The sequence below is a fragment of the Paenibacillus sp. FSL R10-2736 genome, assembly GCF_038000245.1.
Taxonomy (GTDB): domain Bacteria; phylum Bacillota; class Bacilli; order Paenibacillales; family Paenibacillaceae; genus Paenibacillus_AQ; species Paenibacillus_AQ phytohabitans.
This window is the reverse complement of the sequence record NZ_JBBOBN010000001.1, coordinates 1,007,533-1,028,225: the sequence shown is the minus strand read 5'-3', so window position 1 is coordinate 1,028,225 and position 20,693 is coordinate 1,007,533. Positions and strand designations below refer to the sequence as shown.

The 20,693-nt window shown below is 53.3% G+C and carries 17 protein-coding genes; 1 reads left to right on the top strand and 16 read right to left on the bottom strand.

Going from position 1 to position 20,693, the window contains the following annotated elements; translation table 11 throughout:
* Nucleotides 1-172: 172 nt before the first annotated feature.
* From NSQ73_RS04540 to nifB, 12 genes are all read right to left on the bottom strand, one after another.
* Entirely contained in the window at nt 173-1,426 is a 1,254-nt protein-coding gene (locus tag NSQ73_RS04540; protein ID WP_340985520.1) for a BclA C-terminal domain-containing protein, read from the bottom strand.
* Nucleotides 1,427-1,760: 334 nt separating this feature from the next.
* Nucleotides 1,761-2,537 carry a Cof-type HAD-IIB family hydrolase gene (locus tag NSQ73_RS04535; protein WP_340985519.1) on the bottom strand — a complete coding sequence of 259 codons (777 nt, stop codon included), beginning with the start codon at nt 2,535-2,537 and terminating at the stop codon, nt 1,761-1,763.
* Between the two features lie 176 nt (nt 2,538-2,713).
* The gene (locus tag NSQ73_RS04530) at nt 2,714-3,856 is read right to left on the bottom strand and encodes a homocitrate synthase/isopropylmalate synthase family protein (RefSeq protein WP_340985518.1); all 1,143 of its coding nucleotides are present in this window, start codon (nt 3,854-3,856) and stop codon (nt 2,714-2,716) included.
* Nucleotides 3,853-4,605: a HesA/MoeB/ThiF family protein gene (locus NSQ73_RS04525; RefSeq protein WP_340985517.1), complete on the bottom strand. Its 753-nt coding sequence runs from the start codon at nt 4,603-4,605 to the stop codon at nt 3,853-3,855. The genes NSQ73_RS04530 and NSQ73_RS04525 overlap by 4 nt, the downstream gene beginning before the upstream one ends.
* A gap of 37 nt (nt 4,606-4,642) precedes the next feature.
* On the bottom strand, nt 4,643-5,209 hold the full coding sequence (locus NSQ73_RS04520) for a DUF269 domain-containing protein (RefSeq protein WP_340985516.1): 567 nt from the start codon (nt 5,207-5,209) through the stop codon (nt 4,643-4,645).
* Nucleotides 5,193-5,603 carry a nitrogen fixation protein NifX gene (gene nifX, locus NSQ73_RS04515; RefSeq protein ID WP_039297710.1) on the bottom strand — a complete coding sequence of 137 codons (411 nt, stop codon included), beginning with the start codon at nt 5,601-5,603 and terminating at the stop codon, nt 5,193-5,195. The genes NSQ73_RS04520 and nifX overlap by 17 nt, the downstream gene beginning before the upstream one ends.
* The gene (gene nifN / locus NSQ73_RS04510) at nt 5,578-6,906 is read right to left on the bottom strand and encodes a nitrogenase iron-molybdenum cofactor biosynthesis protein NifN (protein WP_171718716.1); all 1,329 of its coding nucleotides are present in this window, start codon (nt 6,904-6,906) and stop codon (nt 5,578-5,580) included. Before nifN ends, nifX begins: the two co-directional genes overlap by 26 nt.
* Nucleotides 6,896-8,260 (bottom strand): nitrogenase iron-molybdenum cofactor biosynthesis protein NifE, encoded by a 1,365-nt coding sequence (gene nifE, locus NSQ73_RS04505; RefSeq protein WP_340985515.1) that lies wholly within the window; start codon nt 8,258-8,260, stop codon nt 6,896-6,898. The genes nifN and nifE overlap by 11 nt, the downstream gene beginning before the upstream one ends.
* A 288-nt stretch (nt 8,261-8,548) precedes the next feature.
* Entirely contained in the window at nt 8,549-10,108 is a 1,560-nt protein-coding gene (nifK, locus tag NSQ73_RS04500) for a nitrogenase molybdenum-iron protein subunit beta (protein ID WP_340985514.1), read from the bottom strand.
* Nucleotides 10,105-11,562, bottom strand: a complete 1,458-nt coding sequence (gene nifD / locus NSQ73_RS04495; protein WP_340985512.1) for a nitrogenase molybdenum-iron protein alpha chain — start codon at nt 11,560-11,562, stop codon at nt 10,105-10,107. Before nifD ends, nifK begins: the two co-directional genes overlap by 4 nt.
* A 132-nt stretch (nt 11,563-11,694) precedes the next feature.
* A complete protein-coding gene (gene nifH / locus NSQ73_RS04490; RefSeq protein WP_039297719.1) occupies nt 11,695-12,561 on the bottom strand; it encodes a nitrogenase iron protein in 867 nt (288 codons plus the stop codon).
* Between the two features lie 6 nt (nt 12,562-12,567).
* Nucleotides 12,568-13,935, bottom strand: a complete 1,368-nt coding sequence (gene nifB / locus NSQ73_RS04485; RefSeq protein ID WP_042139712.1) for a nitrogenase cofactor biosynthesis protein NifB — start codon at nt 13,933-13,935, stop codon at nt 12,568-12,570.
* A 729-nt stretch (nt 13,936-14,664) separates the two neighbouring features.
* On the opposite strand from nifB, the gene NSQ73_RS04480 reads away from it, so the two are divergent.
* A complete protein-coding gene (locus NSQ73_RS04480; RefSeq protein ID WP_042139713.1) occupies nt 14,665-15,492 on the top strand; it encodes a TerC family protein in 828 nt (275 codons plus the stop codon).
* An 80-nt stretch (nt 15,493-15,572) separates the two neighbouring features.
* Here NSQ73_RS04480 and NSQ73_RS04475 read toward each other — a convergent pair whose 3' ends face one another.
* The 4 genes from NSQ73_RS04475 to NSQ73_RS04460 form a co-directional block, all read right to left on the bottom strand.
* Nucleotides 15,573-17,912 carry an S-layer homology domain-containing protein gene (locus NSQ73_RS04475; protein WP_340985511.1) on the bottom strand — a complete coding sequence of 780 codons (2,340 nt, stop codon included), beginning with the start codon at nt 17,910-17,912 and terminating at the stop codon, nt 15,573-15,575.
* A gap of 252 nt (nt 17,913-18,164) precedes the next feature.
* Nucleotides 18,165-18,917: an ABC transporter permease gene (locus NSQ73_RS04470; RefSeq protein ID WP_042139715.1), complete on the bottom strand. Its 753-nt coding sequence runs from the start codon at nt 18,915-18,917 to the stop codon at nt 18,165-18,167.
* Nucleotides 18,911-19,693 carry an ABC transporter ATP-binding protein gene (locus NSQ73_RS04465; protein ID WP_076248413.1) on the bottom strand — a complete coding sequence of 261 codons (783 nt, stop codon included), beginning with the start codon at nt 19,691-19,693 and terminating at the stop codon, nt 18,911-18,913. Before NSQ73_RS04465 ends, NSQ73_RS04470 begins: the two co-directional genes overlap by 7 nt.
* A complete protein-coding gene (locus NSQ73_RS04460; protein ID WP_340985510.1) occupies nt 19,674-20,651 on the bottom strand; it encodes an ABC transporter substrate-binding protein in 978 nt (325 codons plus the stop codon). The genes NSQ73_RS04465 and NSQ73_RS04460 overlap by 20 nt, the downstream gene beginning before the upstream one ends.
* Nucleotides 20,652-20,693: the final 42 nt, after the last annotated feature.

Below are 20,693 nucleotides of genomic sequence, written 5' to 3'. Positions count from 1 at the left end.
CCTCTTCCTCTCTAGCTCTTAATCTGACGGAGGCTAATGGTTCTAGGTTGCGGCAATACCCTATATTTTGTAATTTCCTGCACAACAAAAAGACAGGATACCCTCGATCCGGTACCCTGCCTCCCTCCAAGCCCGTTCTGTAACCTTTAATTTACTCTGGTTTCTGCTACTGCTAGGCCAGCTGCTTAATGACAATCGACGCATTGACATTCGCCTGTGTTCCGCCAGCCAGTGTCTGCAGTGTGACTGCTGCCGACGAGCTGTGATTTCTCAGCGTCAGCACATCTCCTGAAGACAGGGAGAAAATGGCCTGCCCGGTATTCTGCTGTGTTCCTGCACCCGAACCATATACCGTCCCCGGAACCTGAGCGCCATTCACGAATAAGGCAAACTGGCTCGGCTCCACACCGGATACCGAGAAATTAACCTCGTAGACACCCGCATTGGTGACCGAAATAGTGGTCGTACCCGGAGCATGCGTAATCCCGGGCGTAAGAAACCCATTCGTATCAAAAGAAACATCCGCCTCAATTGGCACCACCTGTGCGCCTAGGTTATATACATAACCGAACTGGGCAATCCCGCCAGCGGCTCCGGTTGCTCCAGTAGCCCCCGCCGGACCTGCGGCTCCCGTAGCTCCAGCCGGGCCGGCCGCACCTGTGGCACCAGTGGCCCCGGCTGCCCCGGCTGCTCCGGCCGGTCCTACAGGCCCCACTGCCCCGGCTGCTCCGGCCGGTCCTGCAGGCCCCACTGCTCCTGCTGCTCCGGCTGGCCCTACAGGCCCCGCCGCTCCTGCCGGTCCTACAGGTCCTGCAGGTCCTGCTGCGCCCGCCGGCCCTGCGGGACCGACCAGTCCGGCAATTCCCGCCGGACCGATCCCGCCCAGCGCTCCCGCTGCACCGGCAGCTCCGGCAGCACCCAAGGCGCCGGCGACTCCCGCAGCGCCGAGTGCGCCTGTGGCTCCAACTGCGCCTAGCGCTCCAGCGGCTCCAGCCGCTCCCAGCAGCCCGGCGGCACCTACGGCGCCCAATGTGCCGGTTGCTCCACGGGCACCCAAAGCACCCGCTGCGCCTACAGCGCCCAGCGCTCCGGCCGCGCCGACTGCGCCGAGTGTTCCGGCGGCGCCCGGTGCACCGAGCGCTCCGCCTGCACCTGCTGCGCCAAGCGCACCTGCCGCACCTGCAGCGCCAGCTGCTCCCAGCGCCTCTACAGCTCCGGCAGCACCCAGGGCACCTGCTGCCCCGGCTGCTCCCAATGCCCCTAATGGAATATTAACGCGGACGATCTGCTTTTTGACGATAATCTTCTTGCAGTTGCATTTGTTATCATGCATTTTTCTTTTCGGACGTTTAATTTTTGGCAGCGGACAATCCAATACATCATCTTTGCAAATACGTTTTTTTCTCTTAAGTTCCGGACGACCCATAATCAGCACCTCCAATAGACTTTATGTATCCTACTCCGTTTACCCAGATGGGGCATGGACATTCATCCCGTAGGCAAATATTTATTTTAGCGAAAACTGGTCATTTATACCGGTTGGACAAGCTGAATACATCCGGGCAAGCCAATAATTGTTCACCCGCCTTATCACACCCCGTCCAGCTAAAACATATACTATTGCCGGACAACCCGCCCTTTGGAAGCCGGGCACACACAAAAAAGAGCATCCTACTGCACAATCTGCAATAGAATACTCCTTCGGCATCGCTCTCTCGCCATGTAATGCCCGGCTTCCGCTTACACCATCCACCCCTGCCTTACAGCAGTCCGACCATCTTCAAGCCTTCGTAAATCCCGTCCTCGCTGACATGTTTCGTTACGTAAGCGGCGGCAGCCTTCGCTTCAGCTTCCCCGTTGCCCATAGCAATACCGTAGCCGACGAACCCCAGCATCTCTACATCATTCAGACCATCGCCAAAAGCATATACATCTTCCTTCCGGACGCCGATAACCTTCAGCATTTCCGCAATTCCGTTAGCCTTGGAGCCATTGCCCGGCAGGACATCCATACACAGCGGGTGCCAGCGGATGAAGTTCAGCTGCGGATACCGCTCAGTGTATATAGCCTGACTCTCCTGCGGGCAGAAAATCATCGCCTGATGCGTGTCATTCTTCAGAAAATATTCTGCATCATGCGTCGGAAACACCAGCTTCAGCGAACCGATGCTCGTCTTGATATACTCATGATCGGCCACGTTTACTTTCATGCCACCCGTATCTGTGTATGCCACCGGATGATCCAGCTTCTCAGCGAACAAGGTAAGCTCCTCCAGTGTAGGCTTCTCAATCGGGTTGCTGTACACCGGCTTTCCTTCATATACTACATATTGCCCGTTAAGCGAAACATAGGAATCGATCCCCAGCTCCGCGCGCAGCTCCTCGAACATATAGTCCGCTCTTCCGGTAGCAATCGCCACATGGTGGCCGCGTCTTTTCAGTTCGGCTATTGCTTCTTTGGCGGACGGGGGAATCTGCTTTTCTTCATCATAAATTGTGCCGTCAATATCAAAAAAGATCGTTTTCCTCAATGTCATAGCTGCCCATTCTCCTTGCTTTCTTCCGAAGTAACATCCTGCTCAAAGTGTAGTTGCTTCCTGCAAACGATGCAAGTTATCTTTTCTGAAAATGGCGGTTTCACAGCAAAAAAGCAGCACTGTTCTCCCTAAGGAAAATCAGCACTGCTTAAAATAATCAACATTCCAAAGCTGTCCTATACCGCATTCTGGGCCCGCTGCTGCTCTTCCATCAGCCACTGCACCAGCATATACTCCGGTACGGTGCCTTTGCGGGCTTCCGCATATTCACGCACCTTCTCCAGCAGACGGCCGGCCGTATCGGCACTGACTTCAAGCCCCCGCTGCTCCAGCACATGGGTCACACCGCCGCTGCCGGAATGCTTGCCGAGCACGAAGCGGTGAGCCCGGCCTACCTCCGCAGGATCGAAGGACTGATACGTGGACTTCTCCTTCATTAGCCCGTCCACATGAATCCCCGATTCATGGGTGAAGGCAAGCTGCCCCACAATCGGCTTCGCGTCGCCGACACTGCGGCCGGAGGCGGCAATCACCTTGTCAGCCAAGCCCTTGAGCAGCTCCAGCCGGACCGCACATTCTCCGCCGTACAAATAGCGCCAGGCCATGGCTACTTCCTCCATGGCCGCATTGCCGGTCCGTTCACCGATTCCGGCTACCGTCGTGCTGGCCCATAGCGCCCCTGCCGCGATGCCGCTAAGCGTATTCGCGCAGGCCAGACCGAAATCATTGTGGCAGTGCACCTCCAGCTCCACATCCCCGGGCACTGCACCCAGCAGCCGGCTCACCCGTTCTGCCATCTGCCCCGGATGATGCGCCGAGACGGTATCCGCATAACGGAACCTGCGGATGCCTTCCTTATATAATGTATTCACCACTTCAATGAGAAAATTCAGATCTGCCCTGGAGGAATCCTCCATGCCTACCGACACCGTCATGTCCTGCCGCAGCCCGTATTCCACTGCACGAAGCAGCTTGTTAAGACCTTCATGCTGCGACAATCCCAGCTTGCCCTGCAGCTGAATCTCCGACACCGGAATGGAGACATGACTCCAGTTCACTCCGGTAGCCTTTGCCTTGTCAATATCTCCGGGAACCGAACGGTTCCACGTCATCAGCTTCATGGGCAGTCCCAATTCAGCGATGGCCGCGATATCCTCCTGCTCCCGTTTGCCCATGGCAGGAATCCCTACCTCTGCTTGCTCTACTCCGCACTCCGACAGCAACTTTGCGATTTCCAGCTTTTCCGCCCTCGTGAATGAAACTCCAGCCGCCTGTTCACCATCCCTCAGTGTCGTGTCACATAGCTTGAGACTTTTCACGGTTTACCTCCTTCTCCGCAGCAAGCGCAATTCGGATTACGGGTAATATGGACGCTATAACAGGCGAAGTCGAGTGAGCTGAAGCGATGCATTACGCCCGCATAAGTTGTCCCTACCCCTGTAATCCATTTTACGGCTTCCAGCGCTGCCAGACAACCTGCAATCCCGGAGGTTGCACCCAGAACAGGGAACCCAAACGGCTCCCACTGCGGCTGCACATCCGGATACAGGCATTCGAGGCAAGGCGTAAGTCCTGGAATCACAGTTGTCAGTGATATTTCAAAGCCATACATTGCCGCTTCCACCATCGGCGTGTTCGTATCGACACACAGACGGTTCAGCGCATACCGCTCAGGGAAATCGTACCGGGCGTCAATCACAATATCGGCAGCCTCTACCCAGGGTCTGGCCGCGTTATATTCAATCTTAGAATTATAGCCTTCAATTTCCACATACGGATTCAGCCGCTGCAGACGGGCAATAGCCGTACTCATCCGCTCCTGCCCCAAATGATCACTATCCATCAGAATCTGCCGGTTAAGATCCGGCGCGAGAATGTTTCCCTCATGGGCCAAAATAAGCCTGCCGACACCCGCCGCCGCCAAATAGAGTGCCGCTGTTCCGCCAAGTCCGCCGATGCCGGCCACCATGACCGTCGCTTCCTTCAGTGCCTTCTGCCCGTCTTCCCCGAGCAGCTTCAGCTGCCGGGCATACCGTTCCAGCTCCAAACCTCCGGCAAGCTGCTCCATCCCTGAATCCCCCTGTAACTGCGAATTGAGATCTGCCCTAGCCCTCCAGGCTAAGCAGCCCGTGCTCTGAAGTCATCACCTTGTATTTCTCCAGAAAAGCCTGCCCTTCTTCTATACACTCCACCCCGTACCGGATCGTCTTCTCTGCAGAAGTGAACGGGAAGGGGGCGCCGGCGCGTAAGCTTTTAAGCACCAGGATAACTCTGCCGCTATACAGCAGCCCCCGTCCAAAACCCTCGCCGTTAATCTCAGCGGTACTCTGGATCATAAGGCCCGTTCTTTCTTCCATCACTCCGGCCATCGCCTGGAACAGCAGTGGTACCTGCTGGCGCACCTTCGGTGACACGGCACAATTGAATTCGGATTTATTCTGATCCTCGGCAGTAGCCAGGAACAGCTTCCCGATCTTCTCCAGCGGCGGAAGCATGGCATTACGCCCGAAGAAATCTCCGGCATCCAGCAGATGGCACAGCCGCCGGACCAGAGCATCCACTGTCTCCTGATTCAGTTCCTTGCGCACCTTCCGGCTGCGCAGCCTCATTGCCGGGGCTTCCGTGTTCCCCGTATCCTGCTGCACCGCATGCTCATTAGCCATGGGTTCCATTCGCTTCTCCCCCTTCGCTCCCGCTATTCTCCTCCGCCCGCAGAACCTTGGCCAGCCACATGGGCGGCTTACCCTGAAGCATCTCCACCAGCCGTTTCAGCTGTTCCTCTATGGGACTGCCGAAAGGCACCTTCACCGGCATGATCTTGCGGCGCGTCACCCGTGCGGCCGCTGACGCACCGATCTGCATGATGAAGATCAGGGTACAGTCGCTTACCGCATCCAGCCGGCTGTCGATTTTGCCTGCTTCATCCTGGTTCAGCACCGCTGGCAGCTTGCGCAGCTCAACCAGTGAGGCGCCTGATTTCGTTACATTATATACAGCAAACATCGGACTTTGTCCGAAATGGGCATTCACACGGTTTCCATCATCTGTGGCGAACGCTACTTTCACGGTGTCCTGCCTCCCTTTGCATTAACAAATTCCCTGCTTTATTACTCCATTCCATAGCGCCTCGGTACCCGACCGAGACAGACATATAAGCACCCAGCTCATTCCAGACCGGGAATCCGGCCGGCATAAACGCTGCTTCGATCCGCTGCGCACCTGCGAGCCCGTGGGAATTGCTGATCCACAAATCCGCTCCCTTGCCGAGTACCTCGGCATCATCCAGATCCCCCACCCATACCTCGCGTTCCATTCCGGCAACGAGCGGAGTTTCGTATGAGGTAATCAGCGCCTTCTGCTCTACCCCCAGCTCCTCCAGCCATCCCGAGACCGAATACAAATGATCCGGTTCCAGTGCAGTCAGAGCCGACATGCCGGCGAACTGAAAATGGGCATCCAGCATACTGTCGAGCAGATTCTCCCTCTGCCAGCAATAACGCAGCGGCACCGGCTCCCCGCTGATCTGATGCAGGAAATGCAGCAGTTCATCGGTGGCTTTGAGCCCCATAGCGCCTTCGAATACCTTATACGGCGTGCCCAGCGCATTGTGCAGCCGCCGGGCCGGACGCTCCATGCTGCCGCCGATGGCAATCGTCAGCCCGGACTGCAGGCTCTGCAGCATGGAATCCAGCGGAACTCCGCCCCGGGTCAGCGGCGAGAAGCCTGTCAGCAGATGGCCCGACAGGGACGTTGAGATATCCGGCAGCGCAATCACCTCGAATCCGAAGGAGGAGATGATCTCCTTCAGCTCCATTACATCGGCCGGGGTTAAGAATGATCCCGGCAGCAAGGTGATCTGCCGGGTGTTTACACTCCTGGACCCCCGGTGTCCGACCTGCTGGATCATCTCGTCAATCATGGCTTCTACCGTAGAGCTGAAGCCCGATTCCAGTGATCCGCGAAAATCCGGGAGCACGACGGAGAAGGCGAGACCGCCGCGCATATTCCGCTCTCTTTTATACGTCTTAAGCATGTTCTGATAATCTACACCCGCCACATCGGTCAGCTCTGTTCCAATAATGCCGATGATATCGGGACGGTGCTTGCTCAGCACCAGATTCAGCGCCTCTTCCAGATTGCGGTTGGCGTCGAAGATGACATCCATCTCCTGCAGCGCCGAGGTCTGCACGGCAATTGGTTCCCGGAAATGCCGGGTCAGCAGCGCCTTCGGAAAAGCGGAGCAGCCCTGGGAGCCGTGAATCAGCGGCATGGCCCGGTAACAGCCCTGCAGTGCCAGCACGGCACCCAGCGACTGCCCGATCTTCAGCGGGTTGACCGATGCCGGCTTCTTTCTCCGGTTAACGGTCATAAGGAGGAGCCTCCTTATCCCATGGGGCCGGGCTCGCCGCCAGCTTCCAGATTGGATTCGCCAGCGAATAGGTCAGTTCCTTGGCCAGCCTCAGCAGTCCCTCATATCCGGCATACGCCTTGTGCCGCTCCTGATTAATATCGATGAACGGGATCTGCTCTTTCATTGCCACGTACATATTGCGTCCGCCGGCAATCATAATGTCAGCCTTGCGTTCCCTGACCGTCTTAATAATCCGGCTTGCTCCGCCTTCGGGAATGTATTCCGTATCGTCGCCCACCCGGTCGGCAATCCGCCGCACATCATCCTCAGTACTTTTGTTCGTGCCTACCCCGACTACCTGGACACCCAGCTCCTTCAGCGCCGAGATCACCGACCAGCTTTTGACACCGCCGGTATAGAGCACCGCCCGTTTCCCTTTCAGCAGCTTGCGGTATGGGCGCAGATCCTGGCTTAACCGGGCCTCTTCCCGTTCGGTGAGCCGGTCCACCCGCCGCTCCATCTCACGGTCATTCATTAGAAACGCCATCTGCCGCAGCGAATAGGTCGTTTCCTTGGCACCATAGAATGAACCTTCGAAATATGGAATGCCGTATCTGGATTCCATCTCCTTGGCAAGGCCCAGCAGCGCCCGGCTGCAGACCACCATATTCACCTTCGCCCGGTGCGCCCAGGTAATCTCCTTGTAACGGGCATCTCCCGTTATCCGTGAGGTTACCGCTATCCCTGCGCTGTTCATCAGCTTCTCGATATCCCACATCTCACCGGCGATATTATACTCTCCGATCAGATTCACGCCCAGCGGCGTCAGCGGCTCCGGCTCTCCCGTACCAATGACGTACTGCAGCAGGGCATCCCCGGCCAGGCGGTTGCCGAGATTCTTGCTGCCGACGAAGCCGGGACTGTTCACGGGGATCACAGGAATCCCGATCCGCTCAGCCGCAGTCTTGCAGACCGCATCCATATCTTCGCCAATCAGCGCTGTCACACAGGTTGAATATACAAATATTGCCGGAGGCGCAAAGCGCTCGGCAATATAGTCGATACTTTCCTTCAGTTTCTTCTCGCCGCCAAAAATAATATCGGAATCCGTAAGATCCGTAGCGAAGCCATATTGGGACAGGGAGGGGCCGCTTGATAACGTTCCTCTACTCTCCCAGCTATTACCGGCACAGGCAATCGGTCCATGGACAAGATGTGCAGCGTCCATAATCGGCAGCAGCGTAATTTGGGCTCCGTCGAAGGAGCAGCCTCCAGCTGCTTCACCCGGTTTGGGCCGCGGACAGGGCTTTGCTTTTGGGGCTATGCTCCCGCAAGCCTCGGATTCAAATTCGTCTTTTCGAACAGGGTCCATCGGCTCTTCATCTCCTTCGCTTAAGATGCTGTGTTTCACGCAAATCTTGCGCTGTTCCTGAGGCGGCATTTGCACATGATGGCAAGAATCCCGGCCCTCCGCTGCCCCCGCGGATTCCGGTCATATTAACCGCTGCCGAATGTACCGGGGGACGAAGGATGCCAGGTTGAGTATTTTTACATTTATTCAAATAATTACATCAATAATATACATTTCATTTCAGAAAGTTTCAGTAATCCCTCTCACTCTTAGTGATCACTTTAACTTAGATAGCTGATAAAACTATGTTTAGCGCACCAGCTCAAAGTTAAATCCGGAATTATTATCATCGAGCTGCTGGAGGATCGTGTTCACAATTAAGCTGAGCAGATTCAACGTCCCCTGATACCCGATAATCGGATAACGGTGCATATGATGACGGTCAAAGATCGGGAATCCGACCCGGATCAGCGGAACATCGGCATCCTTGGCGGCGAATTTCAGATGGGAGCTGCCGATTGCCAGATCAACCGTATCATTCAGTAGCAGCGAGCGCATATGCCACAGGTCTTTACCCACATGCACAGTTGCTTCTGAACCGTAAGGACTTGCCGCCAGCAGCGCCTCTGCTTCATCCTTGAACTTCACTTCATTGTAATCAACATCACCGTTCGAGCAGACGATATGCACCGGCTCCATCCCGGTTTCCAGACAGAATCCGATCAGACCGATCAGCAGATCCGGATCACCTACAAGCGCAACCCGCTTGCCGTGCAGGTAAGGATGACTGTCCATGAGCGCATCTACTACGCGGCCGCGTTCTTCGGTAAGTGAAGCAGGAACCGGCAAGCCGGTCAGTTCGCTGATCGTTTCCAGCAATTTATCAGTACCTTTAATCCCAAGCGGTGTCGATAATGCGGAGATTTGCTGCTTCCAGGTTCCGCTGATATATTCCTGCGTCTTTTTCAGCGTATATTTTTGCAGAGACAAGGTTCCCAGTGCATTCGCTGCCTGCGGAACATCCTCAAGCTTCGTGCCGCCATAATAGTATTCGTATTCTCCTGTGGCCGGGGAGTCATAGTTTCCGCTATGATCTCCCAGGATGGTGTACTTCGTATCAAAAGCTGCCAGAATCTTGCGAAGCTCAGCAAAGTTACCGGTGTAGGGCTCAAAGCCAAGCAGAACATTCAGCTTCTCTCCGCTTTCCGCACCGCTTCCAGGCTTGCTCTCGATTCCCGAACGGGTATAGAGGTAGCTCAGAATGCCTTTGATCATGGCGTCATAGCCTGTGATATGCGAACCTACGAAGCTTGGTGTGTTGCAGAAAGCTACCGGGTATTCTTCACTGATCACCCCTTTGATCCGGGCATTGCCGATAAAGGAGTTGAGGTCATCCCCGATAACCTCAGCCATACAGGTGGTACAGATGGCAACCATCTCCGGTTTGTACAGCGCGACACTGTTCTCCAGACCGTCGATCAGGTTATTCATTCCGCCGAATACGGCCGCATCCTCGGTCATTGAAGTGGAAACGGATGGCGTGGGTTCTTTAAAGTGACGGCTGAGATGGCTGCGGAAGTAGGCGTTGCAGCCCTGCGAGCCGTGTACAAACGGCAGTGTTTTCTCAAATCCGAGCGCGGCCATTACAGAACCCAGCGGCTGGCAGGCTTTATGCGGATTGATGACCACATTCTGGCGGCTGAAGTTCTTTTCCATATATTCAGCGGATTTGGAGTAAGCGAGTGCTTCAGCAGTCTCCTGCTCGCTGCAAGGCGCTTCGAACTGTTTCTTGTTCTCCCGCTGCTGAACATAACGTTCTTCCTTAAACAAGCTGGTATTATCTTTAATGTTCAGATCGTCCTTGCTCATATGCTCGCCTCCTCTGGCTGGATTTTGGATTTCCGGGTGACCAGATCCCATACCGGGCTGTTCACCGTCATATCCATGTCCTTGGCAAAAACCTTAAAGCCGTCGAAGCCATGATACGGGCCGCTGTAATCCCAGGAGTGCATCTGGCGGAATGGAACACCCATTTTGTGATAGACATACTTCTCTTTCACACCCGAACCTACCAGATCAATGTTCATTCTCTGGGTGAGCTCCTCCAGCTCATAGGCCGTAGGGTCATCCATAATGATGGTTCCTTCCTGCAGCATCGGAAGCATCTTCTCATAGTCATCCTTATGGGCGAATTCGTAACCGGAAGCTACGATATCCATCCCCAGATCCTCATACGCTCCGATGGTATGACGGGAACGTAACCCGCCGATCATCAGCATGACGGTTTTATTCTCCAGACGGGGTCTGAATTTATGGATAATGGCATCCATCACCGGCTTATATTTGGCGATCATCTTCTCACAGTTCTCCTGAATGGTTGCATCGAACAGGGCGGCGATCGCCCGCAGACTCTCATAGGTCTTGGTCGGTCCGAAGAAGTTGTATTCCAGCCAAGGAATACCGTAGGCCTTCTCCATATGATCCACCATGTAGTTCATCGAACGGTGGCAGTGAATCAGGTTCAGCTTTGCTTTGTGAGCTACTTCCAGTTCATTGAGGGAGCCGTCACCGGACCACTGGGCAATCACGCGCAGGCCCATCTCCTCCAGCAGGATACGGGATGCCCAGGCATCACCGCCGATATTATAGTCGCCGATAATGTTGACATCATACGGGCCGGTCTCCGCCAGGTCCGCACGGCCCATGACGAAATCGCGGATAGCATCGTTCGCAATATGGTGGCCCAGCGATTGGCTAACCCCCCGGAACCCTTCACAGCGCACGGGAACAATCGGCATATCCAGCTCTTTGGACATCTTTTTGGATACCGCTTCAATATCATCACCGATCAGACCGACCGGGCATTCGGATTGCACTGAGATCCCCTTGGCCAGCGGGAACATTTCGGTGATTTCACGCATAATTACGGCCAGCTTCTTATCTCCGCCGAAGACAATATCCGTTTCCTGAAAATCACTGGTGATTTGCATAGCCGTAAAGTTGTCAATACCCAGCGTCCCGTTCGCAAAATTACGGCGCGAGCCCCAGCTGTATTGGCCGCAGCCGACCGGCCCGTGACTAATGTGAACCATATCCTTGATCGGGCCCCATACTACACCTTTGGAGCCTGCATAAGCACAACCGCGCGGGGTCATCACACCCGGACGGGATTTAATGTTGGACTTGACTGCACAAGTACCGCAATCTATTGCGTTATCTGTAGCAACCTGGAAATGCTTCTCGCGGTCTTTCTTTGCTTTTTTGGGGTAAGCTTCCAGAACTTCTTCTACCAGTTTTTTATTATCTTCGATATTCAGTCCCATGTATTGACCCTCCTTTTCTTGATGCAGGACGTCTAAGCCGCCTGCGTGGCTAATACCACCTGAGATGATCCGGCGAAGGCCGTCTCTCCACTCCCGTTCACCGGATCACTCTGTAAATTACGGCTTAGAGTCTTATTGACCGGAAGCCTGCAGCTTCTTGATTGCAGCTTCTTCATCTTCGATGATGCCGAATTCCATCAGCAGCTCTTCCAGCTCTTCCATGGAAATCGGAGTAGGGATGGTCAGCATTTTGTTATTGAGGATTTTCTCAGCCAGAGTTTCATATTCCTTCGCCTGCTGATGGGTAGGATTATATTGGGCAACAGTCATTCTGCGCAGCTCGGCATGCTGAACGATGTTATCGCGCGGCACAAAGTGAATCATCTGTGTGTTCAGGCGGCGGGCCAATTCCATAATCAGCTCATCTTCACGGTCCGTGTTACGGCTGTTGCAGATCAGGCCGCCCAGTCTCACACCGCCGCTGGTAGCATATTTCAGGATACCGCGGGCGATATTGTTCGCTGCGTACATCGCCATCATCTCACCGGAACAGACAATGTAGATCTCTTGCGCCTTGCCTTCGCGGATTGGCATGGCGAAACCGCCGCATACAACGTCACCAAGTACGTCATAGGATACGAAGTCCAGATCCTGATAGGCACCTTCCTGTTCCAGGAAGTTAATGGCGGTGATGATCCCGCGTCCTGCGCAGCCTACTCCAGGTTCAGGCCCGCCGCATTCTACGTTGATAATGTCGCCGAAACCTGTCTGCAATACATCTTCAAGCTCAAGATCCTCTACCGAGCCAAGTTCAGCCGCCAGTTCAAGCACCGAGTTCTGGGCTTTCGTGTTCAGGATCAGACGGGTAGAGTCTGCCTTAGGGTCACAGCCTACGATCATGATTCTTTGTCCGAATTTTGTAGCCAGCTGAGCCAGGGTGTTTTGTGAAGTTGTCGATTTACCGATACCGCCTTTACCGTAGAAAGCTATTTGTCTCATTGTTCATCATCCCTTCGAAATGTTTATATTTTCAAAATAAGAGCTGTACTTGACGCTTTCGAGAATGGCTTCCTGAATTCCGCCTTTGCGGACGAGGGGCAGGACTCCGATTTTGTTCAGGCTGGCTCTTGGAGCATCGCCGATACCGGAGCAGAGAAGAATGCGGCAATCACTTAGAATGGATATGATTTCTTGCAGCGTGGCGGCTTTGTCGCCGTTACAGTCTGCTTTGCCATGACAGTATGCTTGTATTTTGCGGACACCCAGGAGCTGTACATCTGCGCCGTCAGTGTCGTAAATCAGAAACTCAGTGGCATGACCGAAATGCTGATTCACCTTATCGCCGCCTCTAGTGGCAACTGCGACTCTGGTCTTCGGCCCGCCTGCCTGAATGCGTCTGGCCTGTTTGGCTTTGACGCGCTCGCGGATTTTGGTATCCAGCTCACTCTGGAACATTGCCCGGGCTTCTTCATTAATGACCGGTTCAGCTTCCATCGCTTCAAGCGGGAAATCCTGATTGCGGTCCTGGCCCAGCAGCCCGATCGCATCCGCCCGGCATTGGCGGCAATGGCGCATGACCTTCATGCCGTCACGGCCTAGCAGCTCCTGCAGGTTAAGCAATTCCTTCGGACGGGGCGCTTTGCGTCCATCCGCTTCGTATTGGCTGCCCGGCGCGATAATCAGCGGTGTTACATTATGCAGCGTGGCCCCGAGTTCTTTTACTCTTTGGGACACGGCGGGCAGATGATGATCGTTGACCCCCGGAATCATAATCGAATTCACTTTGACCAGAATCCCCAGCTTCGCCAGCATCTCAAGCCCCAGCAATTGACGGCTGATCAGCAGCTCAGCTGCTTCCCTTCCTTCGTACCGGACCCCTTCATCGAACACCCAGGGATAAATCGCCTGGCCGACATCAGGATCAATGGCATTGATGGTGATGGTGACATGCCGGATGCCAAGCTCGATAATCTCATCCACATGCCGGTACAGTGTAAGTCCGTTGGTACTGAGGCAAAGGGACACGTCTGGCACATACTTCTTGACCCGGGCAAAGGTATCAAATGTCTGCTCCGGATTCGCCAGCGGATCTCCGGGTCCGGCTACACCCACAACCGAGAGCTGCATCAGCTGAGCGGCAACGCCCCTCACCTTACGTTCTGCCTGCTCCGGAGTAAGCACTTCACTGACCACGCCCGGCCTGCTTTCATTTACACAGTCGAACTTGCGGTTGCAGTAATTGCACTGGATGTTACAGGCGGGAGCAACCGGGATGTGCATCCGGGCATAAAACCGGTGGGCCTCCTCGCTGTAGCAAGGGTGACGGCTAATCTCCTCCTCCGCTTCACTTGATATACATGACGGCTGCATCATTTCCCACCTCCTAAAAGTTTTGTAAGCTAAGCTTCCCTGTACAATCTTCGTACAAAACTCGCTTCGGAAGCATTCGCTTAGTTTTACGGAGTATTACTCCATTGAAACCACTTCGCAGTAAAACTCGCTTCGGAAGCATCACTCAAGTTTTGTAAGCTAAGCTTCCCTGACATTCCCATATGCGACAGTCAACTGGCTACCAGCTCGGTTTGATGTTATGTTAATTAACACGAACCTTGCTTGCTGCTTTAATTAGTCTCATCATATTTTCATAACAGGGCATCGTCAATTAGCTTAAAGCTTGATTTGCCCTTAATTTCCTTATGTTTGCAGTTTCGACATATGGTATGTCAAGTTATATGACTCGTATATGCCATGTTTCCGTTTTCAAAACAATCATTTCCTGATGATATTTATTCTCATAAACATTGACAACGCCTCTCAACTCATATATGATACTTTTAGTCAGATACGTAAATCCTAAAATTTCATATATCCCGTAAAGGGGAGTAGCTGTTAGATAAAATCGTCAATACGAGAATATGAGGATATTCTCCGGTTTTATCGGCAATTTATCATTGTTAGCGAGACCTTTACCAATCAGGTTACCTTTATTCCAAAGGCTAATCTGTTTGGTAAAGGTCTTTTTTATATAGTTTTGGTTACAATAATGGTAATAAGGGTATTTTTTATGAAAAGTATCCAGAGCCACATGAGGAGGAAACAGCAATGGATTGGGGATTATTATTAGAATACGGATGGGTATTGCTCGTTCTGGTCGCACTGGAAGGGCTGCTTGCCGCAGACAACGCACTTGTATTGGCAATCATGGTTAAACATCTTCCTGATGAGGAACGTAAGAAGGCGCTCTTTTACGGATTGGCAGGAGCGTTTGTGTTCCGGTTTGGATCACTTTTCGTCATCTCTTATCTGGTCGACATCTGGCAGGTACAAGCTATCGGCGCAATTTATCTGTTATTTATCGCGGGGAATCATATCTTCCGGAAATTGCTGTTCAAGAAACCGGTCACGGATGAAGCAGCTGAAAGCGGTACTTCCGGGGCCGTCAACAAGAAGAAATCCAGCTTCTGGTTCACCGTACTTAAAGTTGAGATTGCAGATATTGCCTTTGCAGTAGACTCCATCCTCGCAGCTGTTGCCCTCGCCGTTGCTCTTCCGCCAAGCGGAATCGGCCACATTGGCGGACTTGACGGCGGACAGTTCCTGGTAATCTTTGCGGGCGGATTCATCGGCCTGGTTATTATGCGGTTTGCCGCTTCTTTCTTCGTCAAATTGCTCCACACACGTCCAGGTCTCGAAATTGCCGCCTTCTTCATTGTCGGCTGGGTAGGGATTAAGCTTGCCGTCATCACTCTTGCACATCCTTCGCTGGGTGTATTGTCTGAAGACTTCGCGCATAGCACCTGGTGGAAACTGACCTTCTACGTGGTTCTGATTATTATTGCGGCTACAGGCTGGTTCATGAGCAGCATCAAGACCGAAGACAATGTCGGCGAGAATCCCGTCAAGGAAGTCGACAAACAGCTCGGCAAATAAGCCTCTCCACTTCATAATGCGACGTCAAAAAGCCCGTTCCCGCCATAGTGGCGGAAACGGGCTTTGCTGTGCTCCATTCTCTATTGGCCGATCACCTGATCGGTTCTGCCCTGCAGCTCTACGAGCTTCATGATCACATTAGCTGCCTGCGCTTTGGTTACAATCTGCTGTGGATTGAACTTCCCGTTCTCTCCCTGCAGCAATCCCAGCTTAACAGCCAGTGCTACTGCCCCTTTATCCTGAATTGCCGCATTGTCACTGAAGCCGGTTATGACAGAATCATTACCCAGAAAAGCTGAAAGCTTATCGTACTTCAGGAAGGAGGCCAGCAGAACAGCAAGCTGTTCGCGGCTTAACTTACTCTCAGGCTGCAGCGCAGCCTCTCTGCTGATCCATTCACGCTCTGCCGCATAGCTGACGGCTTCATAATAAGGGCTGTCCGGACTCACTCCAGCCACGGCTTTAGGTTCAGAACCATTCGAATATCCTGCATAATACGGTGTTGAGGATCTGGCAATCAGGGTGAACCAGTCTCCGGCCGTTATCTCCTGGTCCGGATTCACCTTCTTATCCGCATCTACGCTCAGCACGCCGTAGTTCAGCAGCTCGGTCAGTGCCTGCTCTGCTGCATGCCCCTTAAGATCAACTGCCTCCGCACCACTCCGTGACTGCAACGGGCTCTCGTAGGTTGTGACCCATTCCTTAGTTTGCGCATCCAGTACCTTATAGGTATCCTGAGAATCTGCCGGAGTCGGAGCATATACCAGCTTAACTACCGGTTCAACATACTTATTGTCTATATTATATCCGCCTATACTGCTGTACTGCAGCTTAAGATCATATCGGGCGAGATGGCTCTGAAGTGCTTCTGCCCCGGAAACTGCCGGAACAGGCTTGTCTTTGAGCGCTTCATAACCGGTGCTGCCTGTATTCATGTAGCTTAGCAGTCTGCCGTAAACATCCATAGTCATGACTATATTACTGTCACTAACCGGAATACCCTGATAATAGCGCACGAACTGGTAACGGTACCCCTTCCCGTCCTCAAGGATACTCCACTTCCCTCCATGCTCAGCCAGCTTAAGACTTCCGCTGGCCTTAGGATACAGACGGTTGATAAGCTCTATCGCTCTCTCCTTGGCTTGTGCCTGCGTCAGTTTGGTTCCGCCTGCAGGTGCAGGCTGTTCCTTCAATTCCTGGCCGCCATACTGATCCAGCTGGAATTGAATGATTTCTCCGGTGCTGGAGTCTACTTCAGCGTAAGTACGCTCCGGCATTGCCATATTCGCAGCCGTGCGGCTTGCTTCCCAGGATAATCTCCAGAGCTTTTGCTTATCATTCTGAGAATTCACGCCAGAGTTCTGGCCTGAAAGCTTGCGTTCTGCAGGAATCGCAGCGACCTGCTGTACCAGCTTCGCCGCTGCAGCTGCGGTCAGCCCGGCGGCGCTTCCCGGCTGGAAAGTATTCTTCCGCTCTGGAACCGCCTCATAAGTGACAGCTGCCGTAATTGCTTCGCCTTCATTATCTATGCTTTTGCCAGTCTGGGCATCTACAAGGGACAGGGATTCACTCTCAGGGCGCCAGCCCAGAATCCAGCGCACTGCCGCGCCATCTTTATATATAGGGATATAATAGAGGCCAACCTTAAAGTTCCCGGCAAATTGCTTGCTAGCTGATTCCGGGGAGACCGCCGGCTTCGCTGACGGATACACTCCTTCTGTAGCCGGTTTGCTGAATTGAACGATATTCCCGTTTCCATCGACGGCGATGTTCAGCATATCCGCTGCTGAGGGAAGCCCGTTTCTCATGATTCTGAACGGAAACCTATATTCAAATATACCAAAGAGCGCGTCCCTGCCCATATAAGTCGGGTCGTTATCATCCAGTACAAGGTCCGTGGCTGCCAGGGATGGTGCGGCTATGGCAATAAAGCTGCGGGCTTTCGCCAGCGCCTCCTCCCGGGAGAATTCCGGAGGGTAAAAGGCATTCTCCCTCAACATAGGATAAGAAATATACGTATTCACCAGATCACCTGTCATCGCATCGACCAAACTGGAGAACCCGTAACCTGAGCTGCCCAGCTGGTACTGCCACTGGACATTCCACACCATCTGGTTCCCGGAAGGAGGGTAAGAATCCGTGCCAAGCCGTACATTGGATACCGTCGCTTCCTTCAGAACGGGAAACAGCTCTCTTAGCTTGGCAATGGCCTGCTCCTGTGTGATTTTGGCCTTGGCCGGGTCCGGGGCTGCGGAATTGGCGGCCTGTCCGGCAGCTGCTGTGGAGAGAGGCACCCTTACCGAAGTGTAGCTGGACTCCGCAGCAGCCAGCCCGCCAGGCAGCAGTAATGCAAGCGCTACCGAAGTAATCAGGGCTGTCCGGGCGGTTTGCTGAATAAATTGATTGCGTTTACTGTTCAAAACATTTCATCCTCCTCAAATAAGTAACTTGGATATTCTAATTATAATTATATTTAGATATATTTACCATGTTATATTTGCGACAGGAAATTACAGCATTCTCAAACAAGTAGAAACGGCTTTGCCGTCCTTTTAAGGGACGGTGTTGTTTCAGCGAGAAATAGAAGGATAAGTTATCGTGTGAAACATTTAAATTCTTATATTTCAAAAGAAACGGGCACCGTCCTTATGCGGACAATACCCGTTTACAGACTACCGCCGCCACTTCATAAACCGGTAATCCAGCAGATCCACCAGCAGGAAAAGGACAAAGCCTACCAGACTGAACAGCATAATTCCCGCATACATCTCCGGATAATCCAGCCGCAGCCAGGCATCCATAATGAAGAAGCCCATGCCATGCTCCGTACCGTAAATTTCGGTGAAGAACAGCACCGATATTGCCGTTCCAAGGGAGATACGAATGGTGCTGAGAATGACCGACAATGCGCCGGGGAGCGTCACATTCCAGAACTTCTGCATGGAGCTGGCGCCGATGCTCGTCAGAACATCATATGTACTCTCAGGGATCGCCTTCACACCATCACGTACGGATATGATTACCTGGAACAGCAGGATCAGCATGATCATCAGCACTTTGGAGGTCTCTCCGAGGCCGAAGAACAGCATCACTACAGGCAATAGCGCAATCTTGGGAATCGGATAGGTCAGATACACTACCGGATCCAGCAGCCTGTTCCAGAGTGGAGAGCGGCCCATCAGCAGCCCTACCATCAGTCCGAGCAGCAGCGCCAGCAGCACACCCTCGAAGATCCGGAGCAGGCTGTAGCCGACGTTCAGCGCCACATCACGCGCACCCAGATGAAACATAGCTTCATAGACTGCACCCGGACTTGGCAGAATGGAATGATTCATCAGCAGATAGGCTATATACCAGATTACATTCATGCCCGCAAAAACGAACAGCAGCCGCAGCAGGTGAGGGAGATGCCGTTTTTTCACCATTTCTCCATCATTACCTTTCTGATTCTCTTACTTTGCTCGAAATACTCATCGCTCTCCCGCTTGTCCACATGCTTCATGGCAAACACAGCGGAGTTATCGAGAATCTCCGGCGGCTCCTGTTGCCCGGGCAGCATCACGATAATCTTCTGTCCCAGGAGAATCGCTTCTTCTATATCATGGGTGACGAACAGCGTGGTTGCCGGATGAGCCTGCCAGTTGTCGATAAAAATCTGCTGCAGCCCTTCCCGCGTAATGGCATCCAGCGCCGAGAACGGCTCGTCCAGCAGCAGAATAGTCGGCAGAATGGCGAATGCACGGGCAATAGCCACCCGCTGCTGCTGTCCTCCGCTGAGCGAGAGCGGAAACCGGCCGGCCAGCCCGGCTATGCCCATGGACTCCAGCCAATGCAGGATTTGCCCGTCCTGCTCTTGCCTGTTTGTGCTCCCGCTGCCGGGGCGGGCAATCTTCATGGCAATCCTGATATTGTCACGGACTGTCTTCCAGGGCAGCAGGCCATAATTCTGCGGCACCAGGCCAATCAGCGTCTCCTTCTCATGGACGGATCTGCCGTTGAAGAGCAGTTCCCCCTCATACCCCGGCAGCAGGCCGGCAATCGCCCGCAGCAGCGTGGATTTGCCGCTGCCGGAAGGACCGATTACTGTGTATATCCCATGCTCCGGCAGGGTCAGATTCATCTCTCCGAGTGCCAGCTGTCCCTTTTCGTAGGCTACATGAAGGTTGTTAATGCGGAGTCCGCTATTCTTTAAACTGGACATCGGAGATCACTTCTTCAGCCGATATATTTTTGGTGAGCAGTCCTTTTTCACGCGCCCAGGCGAAGGCCGCTTCTACTTCCTTCACATCCACCTGGTAAGCAGGGAGATATTCCGGCACCTTAATCTCATTCTTCAGCGTGTCCGGATAACCCACTTCCTTGATAATCAGATCGATATATTCCGACTGGTCATGCGTTTTCATATAATCTACAGCTTCATCATAAGCGGCGTACATATCACGGATACCTTGTCCCTTGGCATCAATCGCACTCTGCGGGAAAGCCAGCACGAACGGATTGATTCCCGCACTATGGGTCGAGCTGAGGACACGCAGGCCAGCAGTTTTGCCCATGGTCACGAACGGCTCCGGAAGGACGGCTGCATCGGCTTTATTATTCTTGAGCAGCTCCAGACGGGTTGGAATCTGCGGCACTTCGGTCACTGTAATATCGTCTTCGGTCAGACCGGCCTGCTTCAGCATCATCGCCACGGTATATTGGGTCGAGGTATTCTTGGACAGAATGACAGTTTTGCCCTTCAGATCCTTCACCTCTTTGACTTCATCATTTCCGGTCAGCAGATCAAATTCACCCGTGGTAGTACTGGTAATTTTGACATCCAATCCCGCTTCATTATAGATGGAAATCGCTACAAGATCTGCGCTGAGACCATCTACTTTGCCGGCTTGAAAAGCAACATCACGGTCCTTGGCGCTCTTGAAGGTCTGGATATCGAGGTTTACATTATGCTGTTTATCAAAGCCTTGCTCATGCGCAATAATAAACGGAATCGCATCAATAGAAGGCAGCAGACCCAGCGATATTGTAACCGCCTCGGCGGGAGCTTCCGCAGCATTTCCGGTACTTGCAGTATTGGCATTGCCTGCATTGGCATTATTCGAATTTCCGCAGCCAGCCGCTACCAGACCAACCGCAGCAGTCAACATTGCTATTTTCATAAGGTGCTTCCAGTTTTTTCTCTCCATGAATCTTAATTCCTC